The 18194-nt window shown below is 42.0% G+C and carries 21 protein-coding genes; 14 read left to right on the forward strand and 7 right to left on the reverse strand.

Annotated features, from left to right (window positions below):
- Positions 1 to 251: 251 nt before the first annotated feature.
- Positions 252 to 674, reverse strand: coding sequence for a hypothetical protein (locus BAA9072_RS14345; RefSeq protein WP_201715373.1), 423 nt, complete (start codon positions 672 to 674; stop codon positions 252 to 254).
- A 73-nt stretch (positions 675 to 747) separates the two neighbouring features.
- Here BAA9072_RS14345 and BAA9072_RS14350 point away from each other — a divergent pair, with 73 nt between their 5' ends.
- The 7 genes from BAA9072_RS14350 (at position 748) to BAA9072_RS14380 (ending at position 8650) form a co-directional block, all read left to right on the forward strand.
- Positions 748 to 2019 (forward strand): MFS transporter, encoded by a 1272-nt coding sequence (locus BAA9072_RS14350; RefSeq protein ID WP_201715374.1) that lies wholly within the window; start codon positions 748 to 750, stop codon positions 2017 to 2019.
- 175 nt (positions 2020 to 2194) lie between these two features.
- Complete coding sequence (gene sigY, locus BAA9072_RS14355) at positions 2195 to 2728, forward strand: RNA polymerase sigma factor SigY (RefSeq protein ID WP_201715375.1); 534 nt, start codon at positions 2195 to 2197, stop codon at positions 2726 to 2728.
- Complete coding sequence (locus BAA9072_RS14360) at positions 2712 to 3029, forward strand: YxlC family protein (protein WP_201715376.1); 318 nt, start codon at positions 2712 to 2714, stop codon at positions 3027 to 3029. Before sigY ends, BAA9072_RS14360 begins: the two co-directional genes overlap by 17 nt.
- Before the next feature lie 732 nt (positions 3030 to 3761).
- On the forward strand, positions 3762 to 5519 hold the full coding sequence (locus BAA9072_RS14365; RefSeq protein ID WP_201715377.1) for an ABC transporter ATP-binding protein: 1758 nt from the start codon (positions 3762 to 3764) through the stop codon (positions 5517 to 5519).
- Entirely contained in the window at positions 5516 to 7534 is a 2019-nt protein-coding gene (locus BAA9072_RS14370; RefSeq protein WP_201715378.1) for an ABC transporter ATP-binding protein, read from the forward strand. The genes BAA9072_RS14365 and BAA9072_RS14370 overlap by 4 nt, the downstream gene beginning before the upstream one ends.
- A 244-nt stretch (positions 7535 to 7778) precedes the next feature.
- On the forward strand, positions 7779 to 8159 hold the full coding sequence (locus BAA9072_RS14375) for a hypothetical protein (RefSeq protein ID WP_230980874.1): 381 nt from the start codon (positions 7779 to 7781) through the stop codon (positions 8157 to 8159).
- On the forward strand, positions 8156 to 8650 hold the full coding sequence (locus BAA9072_RS14380) for a hypothetical protein (RefSeq protein ID WP_230980875.1): 495 nt from the start codon (positions 8156 to 8158) through the stop codon (positions 8648 to 8650). Before BAA9072_RS14375 ends, BAA9072_RS14380 begins: the two co-directional genes overlap by 4 nt.
- Positions 8651 to 8699: 49 nt before the next feature.
- Here the strand turns inward: BAA9072_RS14380 and BAA9072_RS14385 are convergent, their stop codons facing one another.
- The gene (locus BAA9072_RS14385; protein WP_201715379.1) at positions 8700 to 9308 is read right to left on the reverse strand and encodes an NAD(P)-dependent oxidoreductase; all 609 of its coding nucleotides are present in this window, start codon (positions 9306 to 9308) and stop codon (positions 8700 to 8702) included.
- Between the two features lie 203 nt (positions 9309 to 9511).
- Here BAA9072_RS14385 and BAA9072_RS14390 point away from each other — a divergent pair, with 203 nt between their 5' ends.
- From BAA9072_RS14390 to fumC, 4 genes are all read left to right on the forward strand, one after another.
- On the forward strand, positions 9512 to 10327 hold the full coding sequence (locus BAA9072_RS14390) for an amino acid ABC transporter substrate-binding protein (RefSeq protein ID WP_201715380.1): 816 nt from the start codon (positions 9512 to 9514) through the stop codon (positions 10325 to 10327).
- Positions 10311 to 11015 (forward strand): amino acid ABC transporter permease, encoded by a 705-nt coding sequence (locus tag BAA9072_RS14395; RefSeq protein ID WP_201715381.1) that lies wholly within the window; start codon positions 10311 to 10313, stop codon positions 11013 to 11015. Before BAA9072_RS14390 ends, BAA9072_RS14395 begins: the two co-directional genes overlap by 17 nt.
- Before the next feature lie 18 nt (positions 11016 to 11033).
- Entirely contained in the window at positions 11034 to 11768 is a 735-nt protein-coding gene (locus BAA9072_RS14400; protein WP_201715382.1) for an amino acid ABC transporter ATP-binding protein, read from the forward strand.
- 269 nt (positions 11769 to 12037) lie between these two features.
- Positions 12038 to 13423: a class II fumarate hydratase gene (fumC, locus tag BAA9072_RS14405; protein ID WP_201715383.1), complete on the forward strand. Its 1386-nt coding sequence runs from the start codon at positions 12038 to 12040 to the stop codon at positions 13421 to 13423.
- A gap of 93 nt (positions 13424 to 13516) precedes the next feature.
- Here fumC and BAA9072_RS14410 read toward each other — a convergent pair whose 3' ends face one another.
- A complete protein-coding gene (locus tag BAA9072_RS14410; protein WP_201715384.1) occupies positions 13517 to 13735 on the reverse strand; it encodes an alpha/beta-type small acid-soluble spore protein in 219 nt (72 codons plus the stop codon).
- A 295-nt stretch (positions 13736 to 14030) separates the two neighbouring features.
- Here BAA9072_RS14410 and BAA9072_RS14415 point away from each other — a divergent pair, with 295 nt between their 5' ends.
- The gene (locus BAA9072_RS14415) at positions 14031 to 14282 is read left to right on the forward strand and encodes a hypothetical protein (RefSeq protein WP_201715385.1); all 252 of its coding nucleotides are present in this window, start codon (positions 14031 to 14033) and stop codon (positions 14280 to 14282) included.
- Between the two features lie 50 nt (positions 14283 to 14332).
- Here the strand turns inward: BAA9072_RS14415 and BAA9072_RS14420 are convergent, their stop codons facing one another.
- Together BAA9072_RS14420 and BAA9072_RS14425 are read right to left on the reverse strand one after the other, a co-directional pair.
- On the reverse strand, positions 14333 to 15430 hold the full coding sequence (locus BAA9072_RS14420) for an ABC transporter ATP-binding protein (RefSeq protein WP_201715386.1): 1098 nt from the start codon (positions 15428 to 15430) through the stop codon (positions 14333 to 14335).
- Between the two features lie 96 nt (positions 15431 to 15526).
- Positions 15527 to 16444 carry a PucR family transcriptional regulator gene (locus BAA9072_RS14425; protein WP_201715387.1) on the reverse strand — a complete coding sequence of 306 codons (918 nt, stop codon included), beginning with the start codon at positions 16442 to 16444 and terminating at the stop codon, positions 15527 to 15529.
- 148 nt (positions 16445 to 16592) lie between these two features.
- Here BAA9072_RS14425 and BAA9072_RS14430 point away from each other — a divergent pair, with 148 nt between their 5' ends.
- The gene (locus tag BAA9072_RS14430; protein ID WP_201715388.1) at positions 16593 to 16853 is read left to right on the forward strand and encodes a metal-sensitive transcriptional regulator; all 261 of its coding nucleotides are present in this window, start codon (positions 16593 to 16595) and stop codon (positions 16851 to 16853) included.
- 289 nt (positions 16854 to 17142) lie between these two features.
- Here the strand turns inward: BAA9072_RS14430 and BAA9072_RS14435 are convergent, their stop codons facing one another.
- Positions 17143 to 17328: a hypothetical protein gene (locus BAA9072_RS14435; protein ID WP_201715389.1), complete on the reverse strand. Its 186-nt coding sequence runs from the start codon at positions 17326 to 17328 to the stop codon at positions 17143 to 17145.
- A gap of 97 nt (positions 17329 to 17425) precedes the next feature.
- Positions 17426 to 17635, reverse strand: a complete 210-nt coding sequence (locus BAA9072_RS14440; protein ID WP_201715390.1) for a YheE family protein — start codon at positions 17633 to 17635, stop codon at positions 17426 to 17428.
- Positions 17636 to 17760: 125 nt separating this feature from the next.
- Between BAA9072_RS14440 and BAA9072_RS14445 the strand changes: the two genes are divergently transcribed.
- Positions 17761 to 18159 (forward strand): ferritin family protein, encoded by a 399-nt coding sequence (locus BAA9072_RS14445; protein ID WP_201715391.1) that lies wholly within the window; start codon positions 17761 to 17763, stop codon positions 18157 to 18159.
- Positions 18160 to 18194 lie beyond the last annotated feature (35 nt).

Here is an 18194-nt window from a genome sequence, read left to right on the forward strand (position 1 = left end):
GTGAGAGTGAAAAATAAGGAGCAGAATAGGGGGAAGACCTATTCTGCTCCTATGTTTTCTATAAAAACTTAAATAATGGCAAGAATAATGTTTGACTGAAACGGTCCTTCTTAAAGCATGCTGATAATCCAGCCAATAACAACAATTGCACCAATGACCATTAAGATTGTACGTACCATGGAAATCACCTCGACTTATTGTTTCGTGAAGAATATTTTGTGTTTCTAACCGGTTAGAGTAAAGATACCCGGTTATGTAATAGTTAAAACATTATCCCTCTGATTGTCCCATGTTCTACCTCCTTGGCTGGAAACGAATTCTAAATCCTGGAGTTCAACAAATCGTGTCCTGATTTGTTGAATGGATAGAGGCGTCGGACTTTGTTCAAGTGAAGAATGGATTTTTTGCCTGCATGCCCTCTTTCCGTTTTCGAAGAACGCTTCCAATACTGATAGGATATTGATATACTCCTCCGATTTAGTCATAGTGATTGCGAGAGAGTAGGTACCTTTAGGTTGCTCCTTTTCTGTCAAATTATGATTGTTTCCCGGTAATTTTTGTATGGTTAATCGATTGTCTGCCTCAACCGTCAAATGCGTTAGTATAAAATAGCCCGGGGAATGGGTTTTTGAACTGTTTGTTGTTATCCGACCGGAGACGGAGGAAAAAACCACCAGTAGACCCTCCTGCCAATGGTTGAAACTCTATATGATAAAGATAGATAGTCATTGATGGGGGAAGGTATTTATGAAAAAAATGATTGAAATCTTCAAGAATCCAATATTTTTAAAATTATTTTTCGCTAATTTCACTTCACATATGGGAAGTGTGATTGGCCTGACAGCGTTTATGTTTTATCTGCTTGATCGCTTTTCTGATCAGCCCATGTATGCTTCCGTTACAGAGATGATGTATTCGCTCCCTACTCTTGTCGTATTTTTCCTTGTAGGGGTGTTCGCGGACAGAATGGATCGTCAAAAAATTGCCTATCACTGTGATACGATCAGTGCTTTTCTCACCCTTTTATTATTCGGGGTTATATTCATCGGGTGGCTTCCACTCATCTTCGCCGTCCTGTTTTTAAGAAGTGGTGTCCAGAAATTCTTCTTTCCGGCAGAACAAGGTATCTTGCAAGGAGTACTCTCAAAGGATGATTATTCGACGGCAGCGGGATTGAATCAAATGGTGATGAGTTTGTTTATGCTACTGGGAAATGCAGTTGCAATCTTTGTCTATTGGACCACTGGAATATATGGTGCCATCGCAGTTGATTTCGCCACCTTTGTGATCTCTGCTATCTTGATCAAAAAGTGTGTCATACCTGAAGAAGTCCGGCTTCCAAATGGGAAGCATTCCTGGAAAGACCTGAACATTCAATCTGTCACAAAAGACTTTACAGCTGGAATGAAGTATATCCTGAATCATAAGCTGCTATTATCATTGATTGGCGGGTTTATCGTATTCGGGATAGTGAACGGTGGATTCGCTGTCATTCCAATCTTTATATTGAAATATAAACTGGCTCCAGGGTCTTACGAAGAATACTCTATTCTATTAGGTGTCGCATTCGGTGCCGGTGTGCTAATCGGAAGTATATTTTCATCTATGCTGACTCAGAAATTCAAGTTTCATGTATTGATTGTGACAGGTCTGGTGATTTCAGGAACGTTTATCATAGCAGCCTCCTTCGCGCCGACCACATGGATCTTCCTGATGATTATTTTCATTGCTGCACTGGGATTGCCACTTGTGAATATTGCAATCGGAGGGTGGATGCCGAGTATCATCGACCCTAAAATGATGGGAAGGGTACAAGGATGGATCAATCCACTCATGATGCTGTCACAATCAATCACACTGGGAGTCATCGCCATAACATTCCCTTCTGTGGTCACCGTAGAGATGCTCTATTGGCTGGTAGGTGGCTGCTTGATCATAGTGGGAATCTTCTACACCATCATCCTTCCAAAATACGTCAAGGAAGAAGAAGAAACGCCAACGGCAGTCTTAAATGGATAATCATTAGCTTCCCTCTATTAAATAGGGCATAACTATTCAATAGAGGGTTTTCATGTTTTAAAAGTTGAAAGAGTAATAATTTGAAAAAAATTAATGATTTTATGAACGAATTTCCCCGTTGTACGTCATATCAATGAACTGAACCTCCTGGAGTGGATAGAAAGGACAGTAAAGGATGGAAGAGAAGAAGTGGATTAAACTTGCGAAAAAAGGGAATCATGAAGCCTTTGCTATTCTTTTTAGAGAACATTATCCTTTTCTGGTGAAATATTTGATCAAAGTGACAATGAATCGGGATCTGGCTGAAGAGCTTGCCCAGGACACTATGGCCAGGTGTGTTGAGAAGATCCACCAATACAACGGAAGAGCCAAGTTTTCCTCTTGGCTGATATCTATCGCCACTAATAGGTATATCGATCTTCAGCGCAAAAGGGAAAGAGAAAAGGATTGGCAAATGGAAGAAATGGGTGTAAGAAAGTTGAAGTGGGAGATGGAGTCAAGAAATGAAGAGTGGAATGATGTGTTAGCCGCATTATCCACATTATCTGAAGATATCAGGCTCCCTATCATTCTGAAACATTACTATGGCTATTCTTATGAAGAAATCGGTCATATGACGGAGGTTCCACCAGGGACGGTTAAATCGAGGGTTCATTACGGAATCACAAGGCTGAGAAAGGAGTTGAAAATAGATGAACAAAGAACATGAACATGATGAACTAAAAGAATTATTGGATGAAGGCTTTCGGTCCATTGATCTAAAAATAGACGAAAGTACCCCTTCTCAACAATGGTTTGAACAATTCACGGCGGACCGGCACGAGCAGCTTAAAGCCAAGTTTAATAGAGATCTAGCCGTCTTTATTCTCCTCGCCTGTTGCATTCTGACTGCGTTTTCTCTAACCTTATTTCAAATGCCTATTCTATTTCTTCTCCTTCAGTGTGCCGTTTTTGTCGGAGCATCAATTTATACAGGGATCACTTACATGAAAAGGGTGAAAAGGATATGACAAAAGAAGAACTCTATATTTTACCTCTTGTCATACCCATTCTTTTGACTCAAAGCATATATTTGTTTATCGATTCTCGGAGAAACGGGCATAATTACTGGTTCTGGGGGATCTGGGGGTTGATACAGTGCCCATTTCCCATCATCTTTTATTTATTGATCGCTAAAAAAGTCTGGAGGAAATTCAAAAGATTAGAGAAATGATGGTTCACTAATGTAATAGAAAATCATATAGTGTATAGAAAATTACTAATTAAAATAATATTGACACAATTCAAGCTCTATAGTATGGTTATTAATGGAATAAAAACAAAAATGAATGGAGGGTTTGTGATGATGAAAGTGTATATTGTTCAAGGAGCACCGGCGGCTTTTCATATCAATTTCATATCATCACATGACCAGTAACTCCTTAACGATTTTATATGAATCAATGAGAGCACAGGTTATGTATATAACCTGTGCTTTTGTATGTCCAAAAACAAGACGGACGTTCATAAGGCACTAAAGATCAGGTTGGCCAAACCAGGGGCCATGCTGAATCTGACCGCCTTTTGACGTTCGTCTGTTTTATTTTAGCAAAAGGTGCATCCAAGGTAAGCCTTGATCACATATATATTCAATTTATTGAGGGGGAAATGATGATGTTAATGGTTCAAATGAAGAAGATGATGTCTGCTGTGGAGACAGAAGGCGGATAGTAAAGAACGTCAACTTGAGGAGGTAGAGTGGAATGTTTAGTATTTTTAAGAAATTATCATGGTTTTTTATTGAAAATTGGAAAAGATATACTGTGGCAATCGTGCTTTTAACGATTGTCGGAATCCTTGATGTGATTCCACCAAAACTTGTAGGGAATGCCATCGATGACATTCACCTTGGTGCAATGACCTGGGATGTGGTGGGGAAGTATCTTTGGATGATTGCAGGGATTGCCCTCATATCGTATGGGATGACGTATGTGTGGATGTATCAACTATTTGGAGGAGCCTTTCTCGTTGAGAGGAAGCTGCGCAGCAGGTTTATGGGACATTTACTAAAGATGACCCCGACATTCTTCGAGAAGAATCGTACAGGAGATTTAATGGCGAGGGCGACGAATGATCTGAAGGCCATCTCAGTTACGGCCGGTTTCGGTGTACTGACCTTGATTGATTCGAGCGTGTTTATGTTAACGATCCTGTTTACGATGGGGTTTCTCATCAGCTGGAAACTGACGATAGCAGCTATTTTACCACTGCCGATCATGGCGATCTTAATGAAGATATACGGTGCAAGGATTCATAAGCGATTCACCGAAGCGCAGGATTCATTCGGGCACTTGAATGATAAAGTACTTGAGTCTATTGCGGGGGTCCGGGTCATTCGGGCATATGTACAGGAAAGAGCAGATGAGAAGCGGTTCTCAGATATGACAGAAGATGTGTACAGTAAAAATATTGGTGTGGCCAAGATCGATTCACTTTTTGAACCGACCATTAAAGTCCTGGTCGGGTTAAGCTACTTAATTGGACTGGGTTACGGCGCATACCTGGTGTTCCATCAGACCATCACGTTGGGAGAACTGGTCTCGTTTAATGTATATCTCGGAATGCTGATCTGGCCGATGTTTGCCATTGGTGAATTAATCAATGTGATGCAGCGGGGAAATGCGTCTCTTGATCGGGTTCAGGAAACCCTCGATTATGTTCAGGACGTACAGGACAGGGAGAATCCTCAATGGATTGATTCGCCTGACCAGATCGGATTTAAGGAAGTGGATTTCAAGTACCCATCCTCACAGGTGCTGAATCTAACCAACATCAATGTGAATATTCACCAAGGAGGTACCCTGGGGATTGTAGGGAAGACCGGAAGCGGTAAGACGACTTTCATCAAGCAACTGCTCCGTGAATATCCAGCGGGAAGTGGGTCACTATCCATCGGAGGAATACCGATTGGTGATTTGTCCATTCAACAAGTAAGGGACTGGATTGGATACGTGCCCCAGGATCATGTTCTTTTCTCGAGAAGTGTCAGAGAAAATATCCTTTTTGGGAGACATGATGCAACAGAGGAAGATCTTGAAAGAGCTATTGAACTGGCTGATTTCAAGAAGGATCTCGAAATGTTGCCCGATGGGTTGACCACTCTCGTAGGCGAAAAGGGTGTAGCCCTTTCTGGTGGGCAGAAGCAGCGGATTTCGATTGCAAGAGCACTCATCAAGAATCCTGAAATCTTGATCCTTGATGACTCATTATCGGCTGTTGATGCAAAAACAGAAGCAAAGATCATAGACAATATTCGAACAGAACGTGATGGAAAAACAACGATTATTACGACTCATCGTCTCTCAGCGGTCCAGCATGCAGATTGGATCATCGTATTTGAAGATGGGAAAGTGGTAGAAGAAGGAGTCCATGAGAGGCTCCTTGAAAATGGTGGCTGGTATAAAGAACAATTCGACCGCCAACAAGTTGAAGATTCCTCACTTGAGGAGGTGGGGGCGTGAAAGTCGGAAGAAAACTAACCGAATATGCCCTAATATATAAAAAAATCATTATAGCTGCCCTCCTGATGCTCAGTGTGTCAGTAGCTGCAGAGCTTGCAGGACCGTTCATTGCCAAAAAAATGATCGATGACCATATTCTCGGGATCGAATCTACTTGGTATGAAACAGTGGAGGGGAAAGAAGCGGTACCCTTTGAAGGGAAGTGGTATAAGCGTGATCAATACTTCAATGAAGGAGAGAAAAAAGGAGAAGACATCCGCATCCTTCAGGTTGGGAGAGCGTTTTATTTCGTTCCCGGACCCGTTTCCTTTGATGGGGAACGATCTGTCTCATCCGGGGAAATGACCATCAAAAAAGGGGATGAGTCGGCAACCTATCCCGCTGAAAAGTTAACAGGGGAGGAGCTTCTGCGATTTTATAATCCGGAAATTCCAAGGATCATTCGATTGATTGCCATTTATTTCGGCTTGCTTGTCGTCGCGGCCTTTTTCCAATACGGCCAGCGCTTCTATCTTCAGAAGGCAGCAAACCGGGTCATTCAAAAGATGCGTAATGACGTGTTTCAACACATTCAGAAGCTGCCTATCCGCTACTTTGATAATCTGCCTGCGGGAAAGGTCGTCGCCAGGATCACAAACGACACGGAAGCAATCCGGGATCTGTATGTAACCGTACTATCGACATTCTTCTCCAGTACGATTTATATTATCGGTATTTATATTGCACTCTTTATACTTGATGCAAAATTAGCGGCCATCTGTTTGATCCTTATACCGATCCTGGTTGTTTGGACGTTCCTGTATAGGATTTATGCGTCAAAATACAATCACATCATCAGATCGAAAGTGAGTGATATCAATGCCATGATCAATGAATCCATTCAGGGCATGAATATCATTCAGGCTTTCAGCAGAGAGAAGAAAACGAACGCAGAGTTTGAGGACTTAAACGAAACACACTTCAAGTATCAAAATAAACTATTAAGCTTAAATTCAATGACTTCACATAACCTTGTGGGTGTATTAAGAAATATCACCTTTGTTGCATTCATATGGTATTTTGGAGGAGCATCAATCGGAGTGGGATCGGTGGTTACGCTTGGCGTCCTTTATGCCTTTGTCGATTACATCAATCGTTTGTTCCAACCGGTGACAGGGATCGTGAACCAGCTTGCCAACCTTGAACAGGCACTTGTAGCGGGAGAACGGGTTTTCCGACTGCTAGAAGAGGACGGGACACAGGTGGAAGATGAGAAAATGAACAGGTATGAAGGAAATGTCAGCTTTGAGCATGTATTCTTTGGATATAAGGAAAATGAGTATGTGTTAAAAGATATTACGTTTACGGCAAACAAAGGGGAAACCGTTGCCTTGGTGGGACACACAGGTTCAGGAAAAAGTTCGATCATGAATCTGCTATTCCGATTTTACGATAGCAATGAAGGGAAAATCCGAATTGACGGGAAAGACATTGTCGACATTCCTTATCAGACGATTCGTGAGCATATGGGGATTGTCTTACAGGATCCTTACTTGTTCACGGGAACCATTGCCTCAAACGTCAGTCTTGATGACCCAAGGATCTCGGGGGAACAGGTGGAGGCGGCACTCAACGCCGTAGGAGCAGAGAAAGTGTTCAAAAATCTGGAGAATGGGTATGATGAACCGGTGATAGAGAAAGGAAGCACCCTTTCATCCGGTCAACGTCAACTGATTTCCTTTGCACGGGCACTTGCCTTCAATCCAGCAATTCTGATCCTTGATGAAGCGACGTCGAGCATTGATACAGAAACCGAAGCCATTATTCAGGAAGCGATGGAAGTCCTGAAAAAAGGCAGAACGACCTTTATCATCGCTCATCGGTTATCTACAATCAAGGATGCCGATCAAATTCTTGTATTAGACCGAGGGGAAATTGTGGAACGGGGTAATCATGAAGAATTGATGAAGAAATTGGGACGATATTATCAAATGTATCAGATCCAGCAAGGGTCAAAAGATGATTTGGCAGGATAGAAGAGGGAGAGCATCTGACGAGGGTAGTCGGATGCTTTTTCTTTTTGTACGATTTATGTTGGTTTTGAAAATAAAAGGAAAAGTTGAAAATATCCTGCGGATCTGAGGGTGACCATAAGAGTGAAAATACAATTTCCTGTTAAGAAAACAGGACTTTCGTGGGATTTTGTCGTTTTAAATCGAATTTCTTCCCATATCAATGTATAATTTAATTGATAAAAAAGTTTCATAAAGGGAGGATCCTATGATGGGGTGGGTAATCGCCATTTTATTTGGGACAGCAGTTGTGCTGCTCATTTTATCGTTTATTAAAACGACACAAACCAACTCAAAGGTAGAGCAACAGATAGAGCATGTATCAATTTCTGTGTTGAATGAAGTGCATGAACTGGAGAAGCAGCTACGGAATATTCAATTGGACGCAGAAATAACAGCTCAGCAGGCAGGGGCTGCGCCAGCTGCATCCGAGGAGCGCGATCTGCTGCGTGAGATGCTTGATTTGTATAAAAGAGGCTATTCCATTGAAAGCATAGCAGGAAAAACAAAGCTCAAGCCTAATGAAGTAGAGCTTATGCTTGCGCCGTTTATGGCTCAGAAGAACGAAAGGGGCTTAGTGGCACAATGACAGTGACATCGAATTCATTGCGGAGCTTTGCTGCAGGGATCTTCATTGCCACCTCTCTGATTGGGGCGGTGTATCTTTTTGGCCCTTCTGAAGCAAAGAGTACCGGGAAAGAAGAACCGGCAAAAGTTGAAAAGGTGTCTGAGGACGAGATGGTGAAGAAGCTGACCTCAAAAGGCTATGTCATACATACGGAAGATCAGTGGAACAAGCAGCTTAGTGCTATGAACGAAAAGCAGGATGAGAAAGCAACGGACAAAAAAGAAGAAAACACCGACGGCAAGGTGATTTACAAAACGATGCTCACCGTTTCATCAGGGATGACAAGCATCGACGTCGGGAATGCCCTGGAGAAAGCCAATATCATCAATAGTGGTTTGGACTTTTACAAAGAAGTTGAAAAACGGGGGCTGGAGAATGATTTACGCCCTGGTACTTTTGAAGTCGAAAGTGGCATGAGCACCGACGAAATCATTTCTACCATTTTTAAATAATATGAAAACGGGACTATTATCTGTCCCGTTTTTCTTTTTGTTAACATATTCAATAACAGATTCCCACCCGGCATCTGTTATAGGAGTCATCTGACAATTGTTGAAATATGAAATCCCCTGTGTCATATGTGGAGATGCTTTTTCCACCTTCGGGAAGAACGTCTCTCTCAGTTCTATAATTCCCAAGTCTCTCTCCATCTGGCAAATAGGTAGGACATACGACGGTCCAATCCATTCCTGATGCCTGCAGCATTAAAAAGGCTCGTAAATGGTCTTCAGCAGCTGTCGTGCTCCTTCGTTTCGATTCATTAGACTGGAAGCGGTAGAGTCTTGAATCTTTCCTGGCCTGGAGGATGCCCGCCGTCCCACATGTGATGATTCGTTTCACACCATGACTTCTCATCGCTTTTAACAGGATTGGCATACTTCTTGAGAGGACGTCATTTTTATCTGTATTTAGGCAGCTGATCACAGCGTCAGTGCCCTGGACGGTTTTCATCACATCTTCTTCGTTCATCACATCCCCGACAATCTCCGTACCGGAGGCGGCTTGGCCATTTCCTCTCCGCACCAACCGGTTGACTTCCATTTCTGACATAGTTCGCTGAAATACGACGGAGCCGACTCGACCAGTGCTTCCAAATAAAGCAATTTTCATCTTCATAACCTCCGTTTCTTTATAAAAAATAGTGTATCTTATAATCGGAAATTTTTACATGAATGTGTGTTCAAGGATACATACTAAAAGGTGTGAAGAAAAACATCTCGATATGAAACTTTATTGTTGACTTATTTCCGGTATCGTTTTATGATGACATTCGTAACAGATTTAAATCCGATAAGAATAGTGGGGGTTTTACGATGAAGAAGTGGAAATTATCCATCATAATGTTAATCACCTTATCCATGGTATTAGCTGCATGTGGTCAATCTAAAGATAAAGAAGAATCAAATGGTGATTCGAAAAAGACATCCCTTTACGATCAGGTAAAGGAAGATGGGGAATTACTAGTAGGGACGGAAGGTACATATCCTCCTTTCACATTTCATGATGAATCGGGTAAACTGACCGGATTTGACGTGGAAATCGCCCGTGAAGTAGCCAAACGTCTTGGTGTTGAGGCAAAATTCCAGGAAACTCAATGGGATGCTATGTTTGAAGGGTTGAATTCCAAGCGTTTTGATATGATTGCAAACCAGGTGGGGATTCGTGAAGACCGCCAGAAGAAATATGACTTCTCTAAACCATATATCGAATCAAGTGCCGTAGTGGTTGTATCAAAAGACAACAAGGATGTTAATTCATTTGAAGATATTAAAGGACTGACTTCAGCTCAATCCCTGACAAGTAACTACCGTGATATTGCTGAAAAGAACGGTGCGAAAATCCAAGGGGTGGAAGGTCTTGCCCAGTCCGTTCAACTTCTGGAACAGGGCAGAGTGGACGTGACAGTGAACGATAAGATTTCAATCCTTGACTACTTAAAGAAACAGCCGAACGCAAACATCAAAATTGCGGCTGAAGCTGAAGATGCTGGTCAAAGTGGCCTGATGTTCCGTAAAGGGAATGACAAATTGGTTGAAGAAGTAAATAAAGCGCTGGAGGAAATGATGGAAGACGGTACGTACAAAGAGATCTCTGATAAGTGGTTCGGAGAAGATGTATCTCCTAAGTAGTATTTACCAGGATCCTCAAGCAATGATTGATATTCTACAAAGCTCCCTGCTTCCGATGATAAAGGGAGCTTTGTATTATTCTATCCCTCTAGCGCTTATATCATTTGTTTTGGGAATGATCCTGGCTGTTTTGACGGCACTCGCAAGATTATCAAGTATCAGTGTATTAAGAGGAATCGCAAGAGTGTACGTGTCCGCCATCCGTGGTACGCCATTGTTAGTGCAATTATTCATTATATTTTACGGGATGCCTTCAACAGGTATAGAATGGCTCAAGTTTGACCCGTTCCCCGCTGCTGTCATCGCCTTTTCATTAAATAAAGGTGCTTACTCATCAGAAATCGTCCGAGCAGCGATCCAATCGATTCCGAAAGGACAATGGGAAGCAGGATATTCGATCGGAATGACCTATTCACAGGCATTAAAAAGGATCATCCTGCCACAAGCGACGAGAGTATCGATTCCACCATTATCAAACTCATTCATTAGTCTGGTGAAGGATACGTCACTTGCTTCATTGATCCTTGTAACGGAAATGTTCAGAAAAGCCCAGGAGATTGCTGCGACTAACTATGAATTCCTGCTCATGTACATGGAAGCAGCCCTGCTTTACTGGATCATCTGCTTTATTTTATCCATCATACAAGGGCGCATCGAGAATCGGCTGGACCGTTATATTGCCAAGTAATTTTAAAGGAGATTGAATATGATTTCCATCAAAGGATTAACGAAACGATTTGATCAGCTAGAAGTATTAAAGGGAATGAATGTAGAGGTCGATAAAGGACAGGTCATCGTCCTGATCGGTCCCTCAGGCTCTGGGAAGACGACCTTCCTGCGGTGTTTAAATGCCCTTGAAATCCCGAATGACGGGACCGTATCCATAGAAGGGTCGGCAATTAACTTTAACAAAAAAGTATCAAAGCAGGAGCTCCTTCAGCTAAGAAGAAAAACGGGGATGGTATTTCAAAATTATAATCTCTTTCCCCATATGACAGCACTTGAAAACGTAATGGAAGGTCCTACTGTGGTGCAAAAACGCAACAAGTCGAAAACAAGGGAGGAAGCCATCCGATTACTTGAAAAAGTAGGCCTTGGTGATAAGGTGGATTACTATCCATTCCAGCTGTCAGGAGGACAGCAACAGAGGGTTGGAATTGCAAGAGCCCTGGCAATAGAACCCCAAGTGATGCTCTTCGATGAGCCAACCTCTGCCCTTGATCCTGAATTGGTGGGGGAAGTCCTGAAGGTAATGAAAGACCTTGCTGAAGAAGGTATGACGATGGTTGTCGTGACCCACGAAATGAGATTTGCGAAAGAGGCGGCTGATAAAGTCATCTTTATGGATGGCGGTTATATTGTTGAAGAAGGCTCACCTCAGGAAGTGTTTGAAAATCCTAAAAATGAACGTACGAAGCAATTTTTAAATTTAATTCAATAGCGTTACCAAAAAGATGGATGAGGATGATACTCATTCATCTTTTTTTGTATTCTTTAAGGCTGGTTGATGATACTAATTATTGGAGCTCACAATTTAACACAGGCTTAGGTGAAGGAGCCATTAAATCAACCCAAAAACCAACATTCCCCAAAATACTCATTTTGTACGAATAATCCGGGAAGTTCCTAATAAACTTTTCAGAAAAAGGTTAGATAGAACGAATTAGTGGAAATATGGTAGTAGTTAGATTATTACAGGGAGGAATGAGAATGGAATATCGTATTGAACGGGACACAATCGGAGAAATGAAGGTACAAAAAGACAAATATTGGGGAGCCCAGACTCAACGGAGTAAGGAAAACTTCCAGATTGGAACAGAGAAAATGCCCCTGGAGGTTACTTATGCCTTTGCACAGCTGAAAAAAGCGGCAGCAGTCGTCAATCATTCACTTGGGAAACTTTCGAAAGAGAAGACAGAGGCGATTGGGAAGGCCTGTGAGGAAATACTGGAAGGGACATGGGATGCCCATTTCCCCCTGGTTGTCTGGCAAACGGGAAGCGGAACCCAATCCAATATGAACGTAAATGAAGTAGTTTCTTATCGTGCAAATGAAATTCTGGCTGATACAGGCTCCAAAGAAAAAATCCATCCGAATGATGATGTGAATATGTCTCAAAGTTCCAATGATACATTCCCTACAGCCATGCATATAGCGGCCTATCAGGAAATCGAATCAAAACTGTTTCCTGTGCTGCAGGATTTCATTGCCACACTGAAAGAAAAAGAGGTTCAATTCCAGGATATTATTAAAATCGGCCGTACACATCTCCAGGATGCTACCCCATTAACACTTGGACAGGAAATCAGTGGTTGGCGCTCCATGATGGAAAAATCATATAGTATGATGAGAGAAAGTGTACAGCGTTTAGTTAACTTGGCTATCGGGGGAACTGCTGTAGGGACAGGAATCAATGCAGACCCCACATTTGGTGATAAGGTGGCAAAACAACTAGAATTTCAGACGGGTATCAAGTTTGTTTCATCAGATAATAAATTTCACGCCCTGACATCCCATGATGAAATCGTGTATGTACACGGCGCCGTTAAGGCTTTGGCGGCAGATACCATGAAAATTGCGAATGATGTAAGATGGCTTTCGAGCGGGCCAAGAAGTGGCATTGGAGAAATGACGATACCTGCGAATGAACCGGGCAGTTCAATCATGCCAGGTAAAGTGAATCCGACACAAAGCGAGGCATTGACGATGGTCGCAACACAAGTCTTCGGAAACGATGCAGCCATTGGTTTTGCCGCCAGTCAAGGGAATTTTGAACTTAATGTATTTAAACCGGTCATCATTTATAACATGCTTCAATCAGTGCGCCTCCTTACTGATGGCATAAAATCTTTTAACGATAAATGTGTGAGAGGATTAGAGGCTAATAAAGAGGTAATTGAAGACTTCGTACAACGATCACTCATGCTTGTAACAGCATTAAATCCGCACATTGGATATGAAAAATCAGCCGAGATTGCCAAAAAAGCACACCAAAAAGGATCAACATTAAAAGAAGCAGCCATTGAATCAGGTTATCTTACAGAAGAACAATATGATAAATGGATCGATCCGGCAAGCATGGTCAAAAATAAGTGATCGGAAGAATTGACTCAAAAAAGTGTTTTTCTGATAAACAAAAAGCCCCCGGTCAAAGACCGGAGGCTTGATCCATTCATATGAAATTGCTAATTATTTTTGGTACCCGCCGCCGATTTGTTGTTCAGCCATTTGAACGAGGCGTTTAGTGATTTCTCCACCTACAGAACCGTTAGCACGAGCTGTTGCATCTGCTCCTAATTGTACGCCAAATTCAGAAGCGATTTCGTACTTCATTTGGTCGATTGCTTGTTGAGCTCCTGGAGCTACTAGTTGGTTAGATGAATTGCTGCGAGATTGTTGCTGTTGCATAATCTGTCATCTCCTTAAAATGTATAAGATTTTTTTGGTTGGGTTAGCTGGAATTGCACCAGCCCGTTATTCCATGAACGGCCATCTTAGTATGGTGTAACCCATCGAGTGGGGTGGGAGAAGGCTTGTTTCTGCCTTGTTACTAGGTATTATGGTTTGTTTGAGGTATTATATTCAGTGTGGAGACAGGGAATTTATTCCTGTTAAATCCCTTTAAGTTTTCTACATAAATCAACGTGAATGTAAAAAGGATAACACTATACAATGAATTAGATTGAAAGTATGGTGACACAGCATGAAAGCTTGCGCATTATGTAACGGGATCGTTGAATATAGGGGACTTTGCAAGAAGTGCGGAGACTCTACAACCGATCAGGGAAGATATTATGATTATTACGATGAGTACAGTGCTTATATGGATATACAGCACGTACAATTAGCAGACGGGATTCCGAACAGCAGTTGCTCTGATACATGTCTTCATCTCTTTACATGCATCCGGTGTGGGGAAGAAGAGGGGAAAAGCATAGATTTGACGGAATTTTAATAAAAATGGCGCACCCGATTGAAAGGGTGCGCCATTTTAGTATCAACTTCTTATCGGATCCTTGACTCAGACTCTGAATCAAAGAAATGAGCTTTATTCATATCAAACGCCAACTCAATTGTTTGACCGGCAACGATATCTGTACGGGAGTCAACGCGGGCTACAAACTCTTGACCCTCAAATTGAGAGTAAAGCATGGTTTCAGCACCCGTTAATTCAGATACTTCTATCTTCGCAGTGATTTTCGCACCTTGTGCAGTATCTAAGAAAAGAGGTTCATCATGAATATCTTCAGGGCGTACACCCAGAATAATGCTCTTTCCTACATGACCATGTTCCCGAAGTACTTTCATTTTTCCTTCCGGTACAGAAATCTTCGTATTTCCAATGGAGAATTGCCCATCGTCGAGGGTTCCGTGAAAGAAGTTCATAGCAGGCGATCCAATGAATCCTCCTACGAAGACATTTTCAGGCTTATCGTAAACTTCTTTAGGAGAACCAACTTGTTGAATTACTCCATCTTTCATGACAACGATGCGTGTTGCCATTGTCATGGCTTCTGTCTGGTCATGTGTGACGTAAATCGTCGTGGTTTGTAAACGTTGATGAAGCTTGGCAATTTCTGCACGCATCTGTACGCGAAGCTTTGCATCAAGATTCGATAAAGGCTCATCCATCAAGAACACTTTCGCATCACGGACAATGGCACGACCCAGGGCCACACGCTGACGTTGACCACCTGATAATGCTTTTGGTTTACGATCAAGAAGTGCTTCAAGACCCAGGATCTTAGCCGCTTCCTGCACACGGCGATCAATTTCCTGCTTATCGAACTTGCGTAATTTAAGACCAAAGGCCATATTATCATATACGCTCATGTGTGGGTAAAGGGCATAGTTCTGGAAAACCATTGCGATGTCACGGTCTTTTGGAGCCACATCGTTTACACGCTTGCCATCGATAGAGAAATCTCCCTTAGAGATTTCTTCAAGTCCCGCAATCATACGAAGAGTCGTTGATTTCCCGCAACCAGAAGGACCTACGAATACGATAAATTCTTTATCTTGAATGTGAAGATTAAAGTCATTTACCGCCGTTACCTTACTATCATAAATTTTGTGGATATGGTCTAATTTTAATTCAGCCACTTATTTTCTCCTCCTTGAAATGCAATCGTTTTCATCTATAGATATATTGTAAAGAAAGCGGATTCAAAACGATATGGTCAACCTGCACAAAGTTGCCTAAACATTATTGGGCAGGTTGTCAGATTGGTAGCTTAAACAGGCAAAATAGGCAAGGATCCCTCCTTGAAAGCTTTTAATATCTATATTTGTCTTTTCGATAAACTTGTCGATCCGGTACTGGACGCTATTCCGATGCATAAATAATTTCTTGGCAGTCTGACTGATATTGGATTGATTTTCGAGGAAAGCCCTAATGGTGTGAATCAGGTCGGGGTCTTCATTAAAGACGTCGACGACCTTTTTAAAAATATGTTCCTCCCATTCCTGTGGAAGATGATGGAGGACGAATGCCGGCAGGACCGTCACAGCCGTTTGGACCAACGCCTGCTTGTTAATGGTTTTAGAGAAAGAAAACAGTGCCCGCTCATATTCAAAGAAAGCAGGGAAGCGAGAATTAACTGCATGAAACTGCCCCATATAAAAAGAAGGGCTTACGAAAAAGTCCGATTCAATGACATGGGATATTGACAGTAATTGCTCCTCGTCCATTGCCCATTCATTTTTCTCTTCTATGAGCAATCCCGTACGATCAGCTTGAAAAACAAGGATCGTCCCATGTGGCAACAAATGTTGAAACGCCTCTCGCAATTGGATTTGATTCTGAACTTCCTTCATACTGAATTGAATGATACGGTACTCTCCGTCAGTTATAGAAGGGAGTGGCCCATTTTCAATTAAATAGTTATACCACTCTACTGAAGCCTGAGATTCATTCCCTATTCCCGAGTGTAGGGGAATCTCAGTAAATAAGCATTGTAACAAATCCAATTCGGAGGGTGAAATCTGGGATTTATCGATCCCTATATATTCCTCTTCTTGTTTGTTAGTAAACCAAACCTTTGTGGTTTCAGGGCCGGTTGGATAATGGTGTTGGATAATGGCACCAGGATATTTTTTACGTAAAGGTGTAAACATATGATCCCTCTTTGTTCATTATTATAGTGAAAAAGGTTATAATGACATTGTACTGAAATAGTAGAAGTATTCAAAGAATATATAATTGCAATAGTACACTAAATTTAATACCATGGTAGAACGAATAAATTCTTATGGGGTGTCCTGAATGGAATATACTAAAGAAGTTACAAATCGAATGAAACGCCTAGAAGGTCAAGTTCGCGGTGTATTGAAAATGATGGAGGATGACAAACACTGTAAGGACGTAGTGACTCAGTTATCCGCCGTTCGTACTGCCGTTGACCGTACAATTGGACTCATAGTGGCTAAAAATCTGGAAGCGTGCATACGCGAATCAGAAGAAGAGGGTATAAAAGCAGAGGATGCGATTCAAGAAGCCGTCAATATGCTAGTCAAAAGCCGATAATCAAAAGCTGCCTGTCAGGGGAAATTCTGATAGGCAGCTTTTTTTTTCAGCTACGGCGGCTAGTCCCTCGAGGTCATAAGTCAAATCAACCAAAAAGGCAAAGAACGCCTTTCCGGTTGATTCGTCTTATGCTTGTCGGGCCTGATCTACCCGCCTCCGCTATTCTAGTGTCCAGCTCCGGGGCTTAGAGGCTCGAGGTCATAAGGAAGGCATGCCAAAAAGGCAAAGAGCGCCTTTCCGGCATGCCTTCCTTATGCTTGTCGCCTCTGGGCAAAGCCCCTCCGCTTTTCTATTTCGGTGGTTCTTCGTGGTCTGTGATTTCGATGGCTTGTTCGATGTTGGTGGTGTCTTCCCTCATGTGGACGGAACCTCCGGACATGCCTTCGTTGATAAAGCGGTCGACGTCCAGAAATGCTTTTTCTTTTCCTTCGTAATTTGTATCTGGAAGGAATTGATTTTTATTCTCTTTTTTCATGCTTATCAGCCTCCTTACTTTAGTTTTAGAAAGGAGGCTGAACTTATGCATGGAGCAGGATTAAATTCTTTTGGGCCGGAGAATTATGTAGGGTACATCACTCATAAACATGGAAGAGCATCAGTTCGTGGAGCTGCTTCTTAAGGTCCTCCTCCTTTTCTGCAGGAGGAAAGGTCCCGTTCCATTCGATTCTCCCGTCCTTATGGTACGTTCCAGTATATTTCGTACCGCGGAAGTAAAAGGAAAACGTCCAGCCGGGCAGTTGTTTATTTTCGAACATGCTCTTATATTGAAAATGTTGGATCATCGTCATCACCTCCATTCATATTGTAAACGTTTTAACTCCGACTGTGTAGGACTCGCCCGGAAATGTATCATAAATAGGTAGCTCCTCTAATAGAATTTACTGAAGAGACAGGGGAGGGACGAAGAATGAATTCGTTTATTCGTGATTTGCAAAAAGCGATAAGTGATGAATGGACAGGTTATTATTTTTATAAAGAGCTAAAAGTGCGAACCAATAATCCGCTATACGTGGAGTTTATCGAACATGCCCAAAAGGATGAAAAAGAGCATTATGAAATGTTTCAATATCTTCATTATTTATTAACGGGAGAGTATTATGAGCATAAGAAAGAAAAGGTGGGGTTCACCACCTTTAAAGAAGGGATTCTTCTTGCACTGAAGGATGAACTGGAGGCGGGAGAGTTTTACCGGGATATGCTCCTTGATATTCCCAATCAACAAGCTTATAAGCCCCTTTTTATTGCCATGACGGATGAACAAGAACATGCAACCAGATTTTCAACCATTTATAATTCCTTACGATAAATGATGAAGAATAAGGTTGAACCTTGTGTCATTCA

Origin of the sequence: Rossellomorea arthrocnemi, from assembly GCF_904424705.1 — a bacterium.
Lineage (GTDB): Bacteria > Bacillota > Bacilli > Bacillales > Bacillaceae_B > Rossellomorea > Rossellomorea arthrocnemi.

Coding starts and splice junctions, on each gene's coding strand:
- BAA9072_RS14375 (WP_230980874.1), top strand. CDS start 7,779: ATGATGGGGTGGGTAATCGCCATTTTATTTGGGACAGCAGTTGTGCTG.
- BAA9072_RS14385 (WP_201715379.1), bottom strand. CDS start 9,308: ATGAAAATTGCTTTATTTGGAAGCACTGGTCGAGTCGGCTCCGTCGTA.
- BAA9072_RS14365 (WP_201715377.1), top strand. CDS start 3,762: ATGTTTAGTATTTTTAAGAAATTATCATGGTTTTTTATTGAAAATTGG.
- BAA9072_RS14350 (WP_201715374.1), top strand. CDS start 748: ATGAAAAAAATGATTGAAATCTTCAAGAATCCAATATTTTTAAAATTA.
- BAA9072_RS14435 (WP_201715389.1), bottom strand. CDS start 17,328: ATGAAAAAAGAGAATAAAAATCAATTCCTTCCAGATACAAATTACGAA.
- BAA9072_RS14445 (WP_201715391.1), top strand. CDS start 17,761: ATGAATTCGTTTATTCGTGATTTGCAAAAAGCGATAAGTGATGAATGG.
- fumC (WP_201715383.1), top strand. CDS start 12,038: ATGGAATATCGTATTGAACGGGACACAATCGGAGAAATGAAGGTACAA.
- BAA9072_RS14400 (WP_201715382.1), top strand. CDS start 11,034: ATGATTTCCATCAAAGGATTAACGAAACGATTTGATCAGCTAGAAGTA.
- BAA9072_RS14425 (WP_201715387.1), bottom strand. CDS start 16,444: ATGTTTACACCTTTACGTAAAAAATATCCTGGTGCCATTATCCAACAC.
- BAA9072_RS14390 (WP_201715380.1), top strand. CDS start 9,512: ATGAAGAAGTGGAAATTATCCATCATAATGTTAATCACCTTATCCATG.
- sigY (WP_201715375.1), top strand. CDS start 2,195: ATGGAAGAGAAGAAGTGGATTAAACTTGCGAAAAAAGGGAATCATGAA.
- BAA9072_RS14410 (WP_201715384.1), bottom strand. CDS start 13,735: ATGCAACAGCAACAATCTCGCAGCAATTCATCTAACCAACTAGTAGCT.
- BAA9072_RS14415 (WP_201715385.1), top strand. CDS start 14,031: ATGAAAGCTTGCGCATTATGTAACGGGATCGTTGAATATAGGGGACTT.
- BAA9072_RS14360 (WP_201715376.1), top strand. CDS start 2,712: ATGAACAAAGAACATGAACATGATGAACTAAAAGAATTATTGGATGAA.
- BAA9072_RS14380 (WP_230980875.1), top strand. CDS start 8,156: ATGACAGTGACATCGAATTCATTGCGGAGCTTTGCTGCAGGGATCTTC.
- BAA9072_RS14395 (WP_201715381.1), top strand. CDS start 10,311: ATGTATCTCCTAAGTAGTATTTACCAGGATCCTCAAGCAATGATTGAT.
- BAA9072_RS14430 (WP_201715388.1), top strand. CDS start 16,593: ATGGAATATACTAAAGAAGTTACAAATCGAATGAAACGCCTAGAAGGT.
- BAA9072_RS14440 (WP_201715390.1), bottom strand. CDS start 17,635: ATGATCCAACATTTTCAATATAAGAGCATGTTCGAAAATAAACAACTG.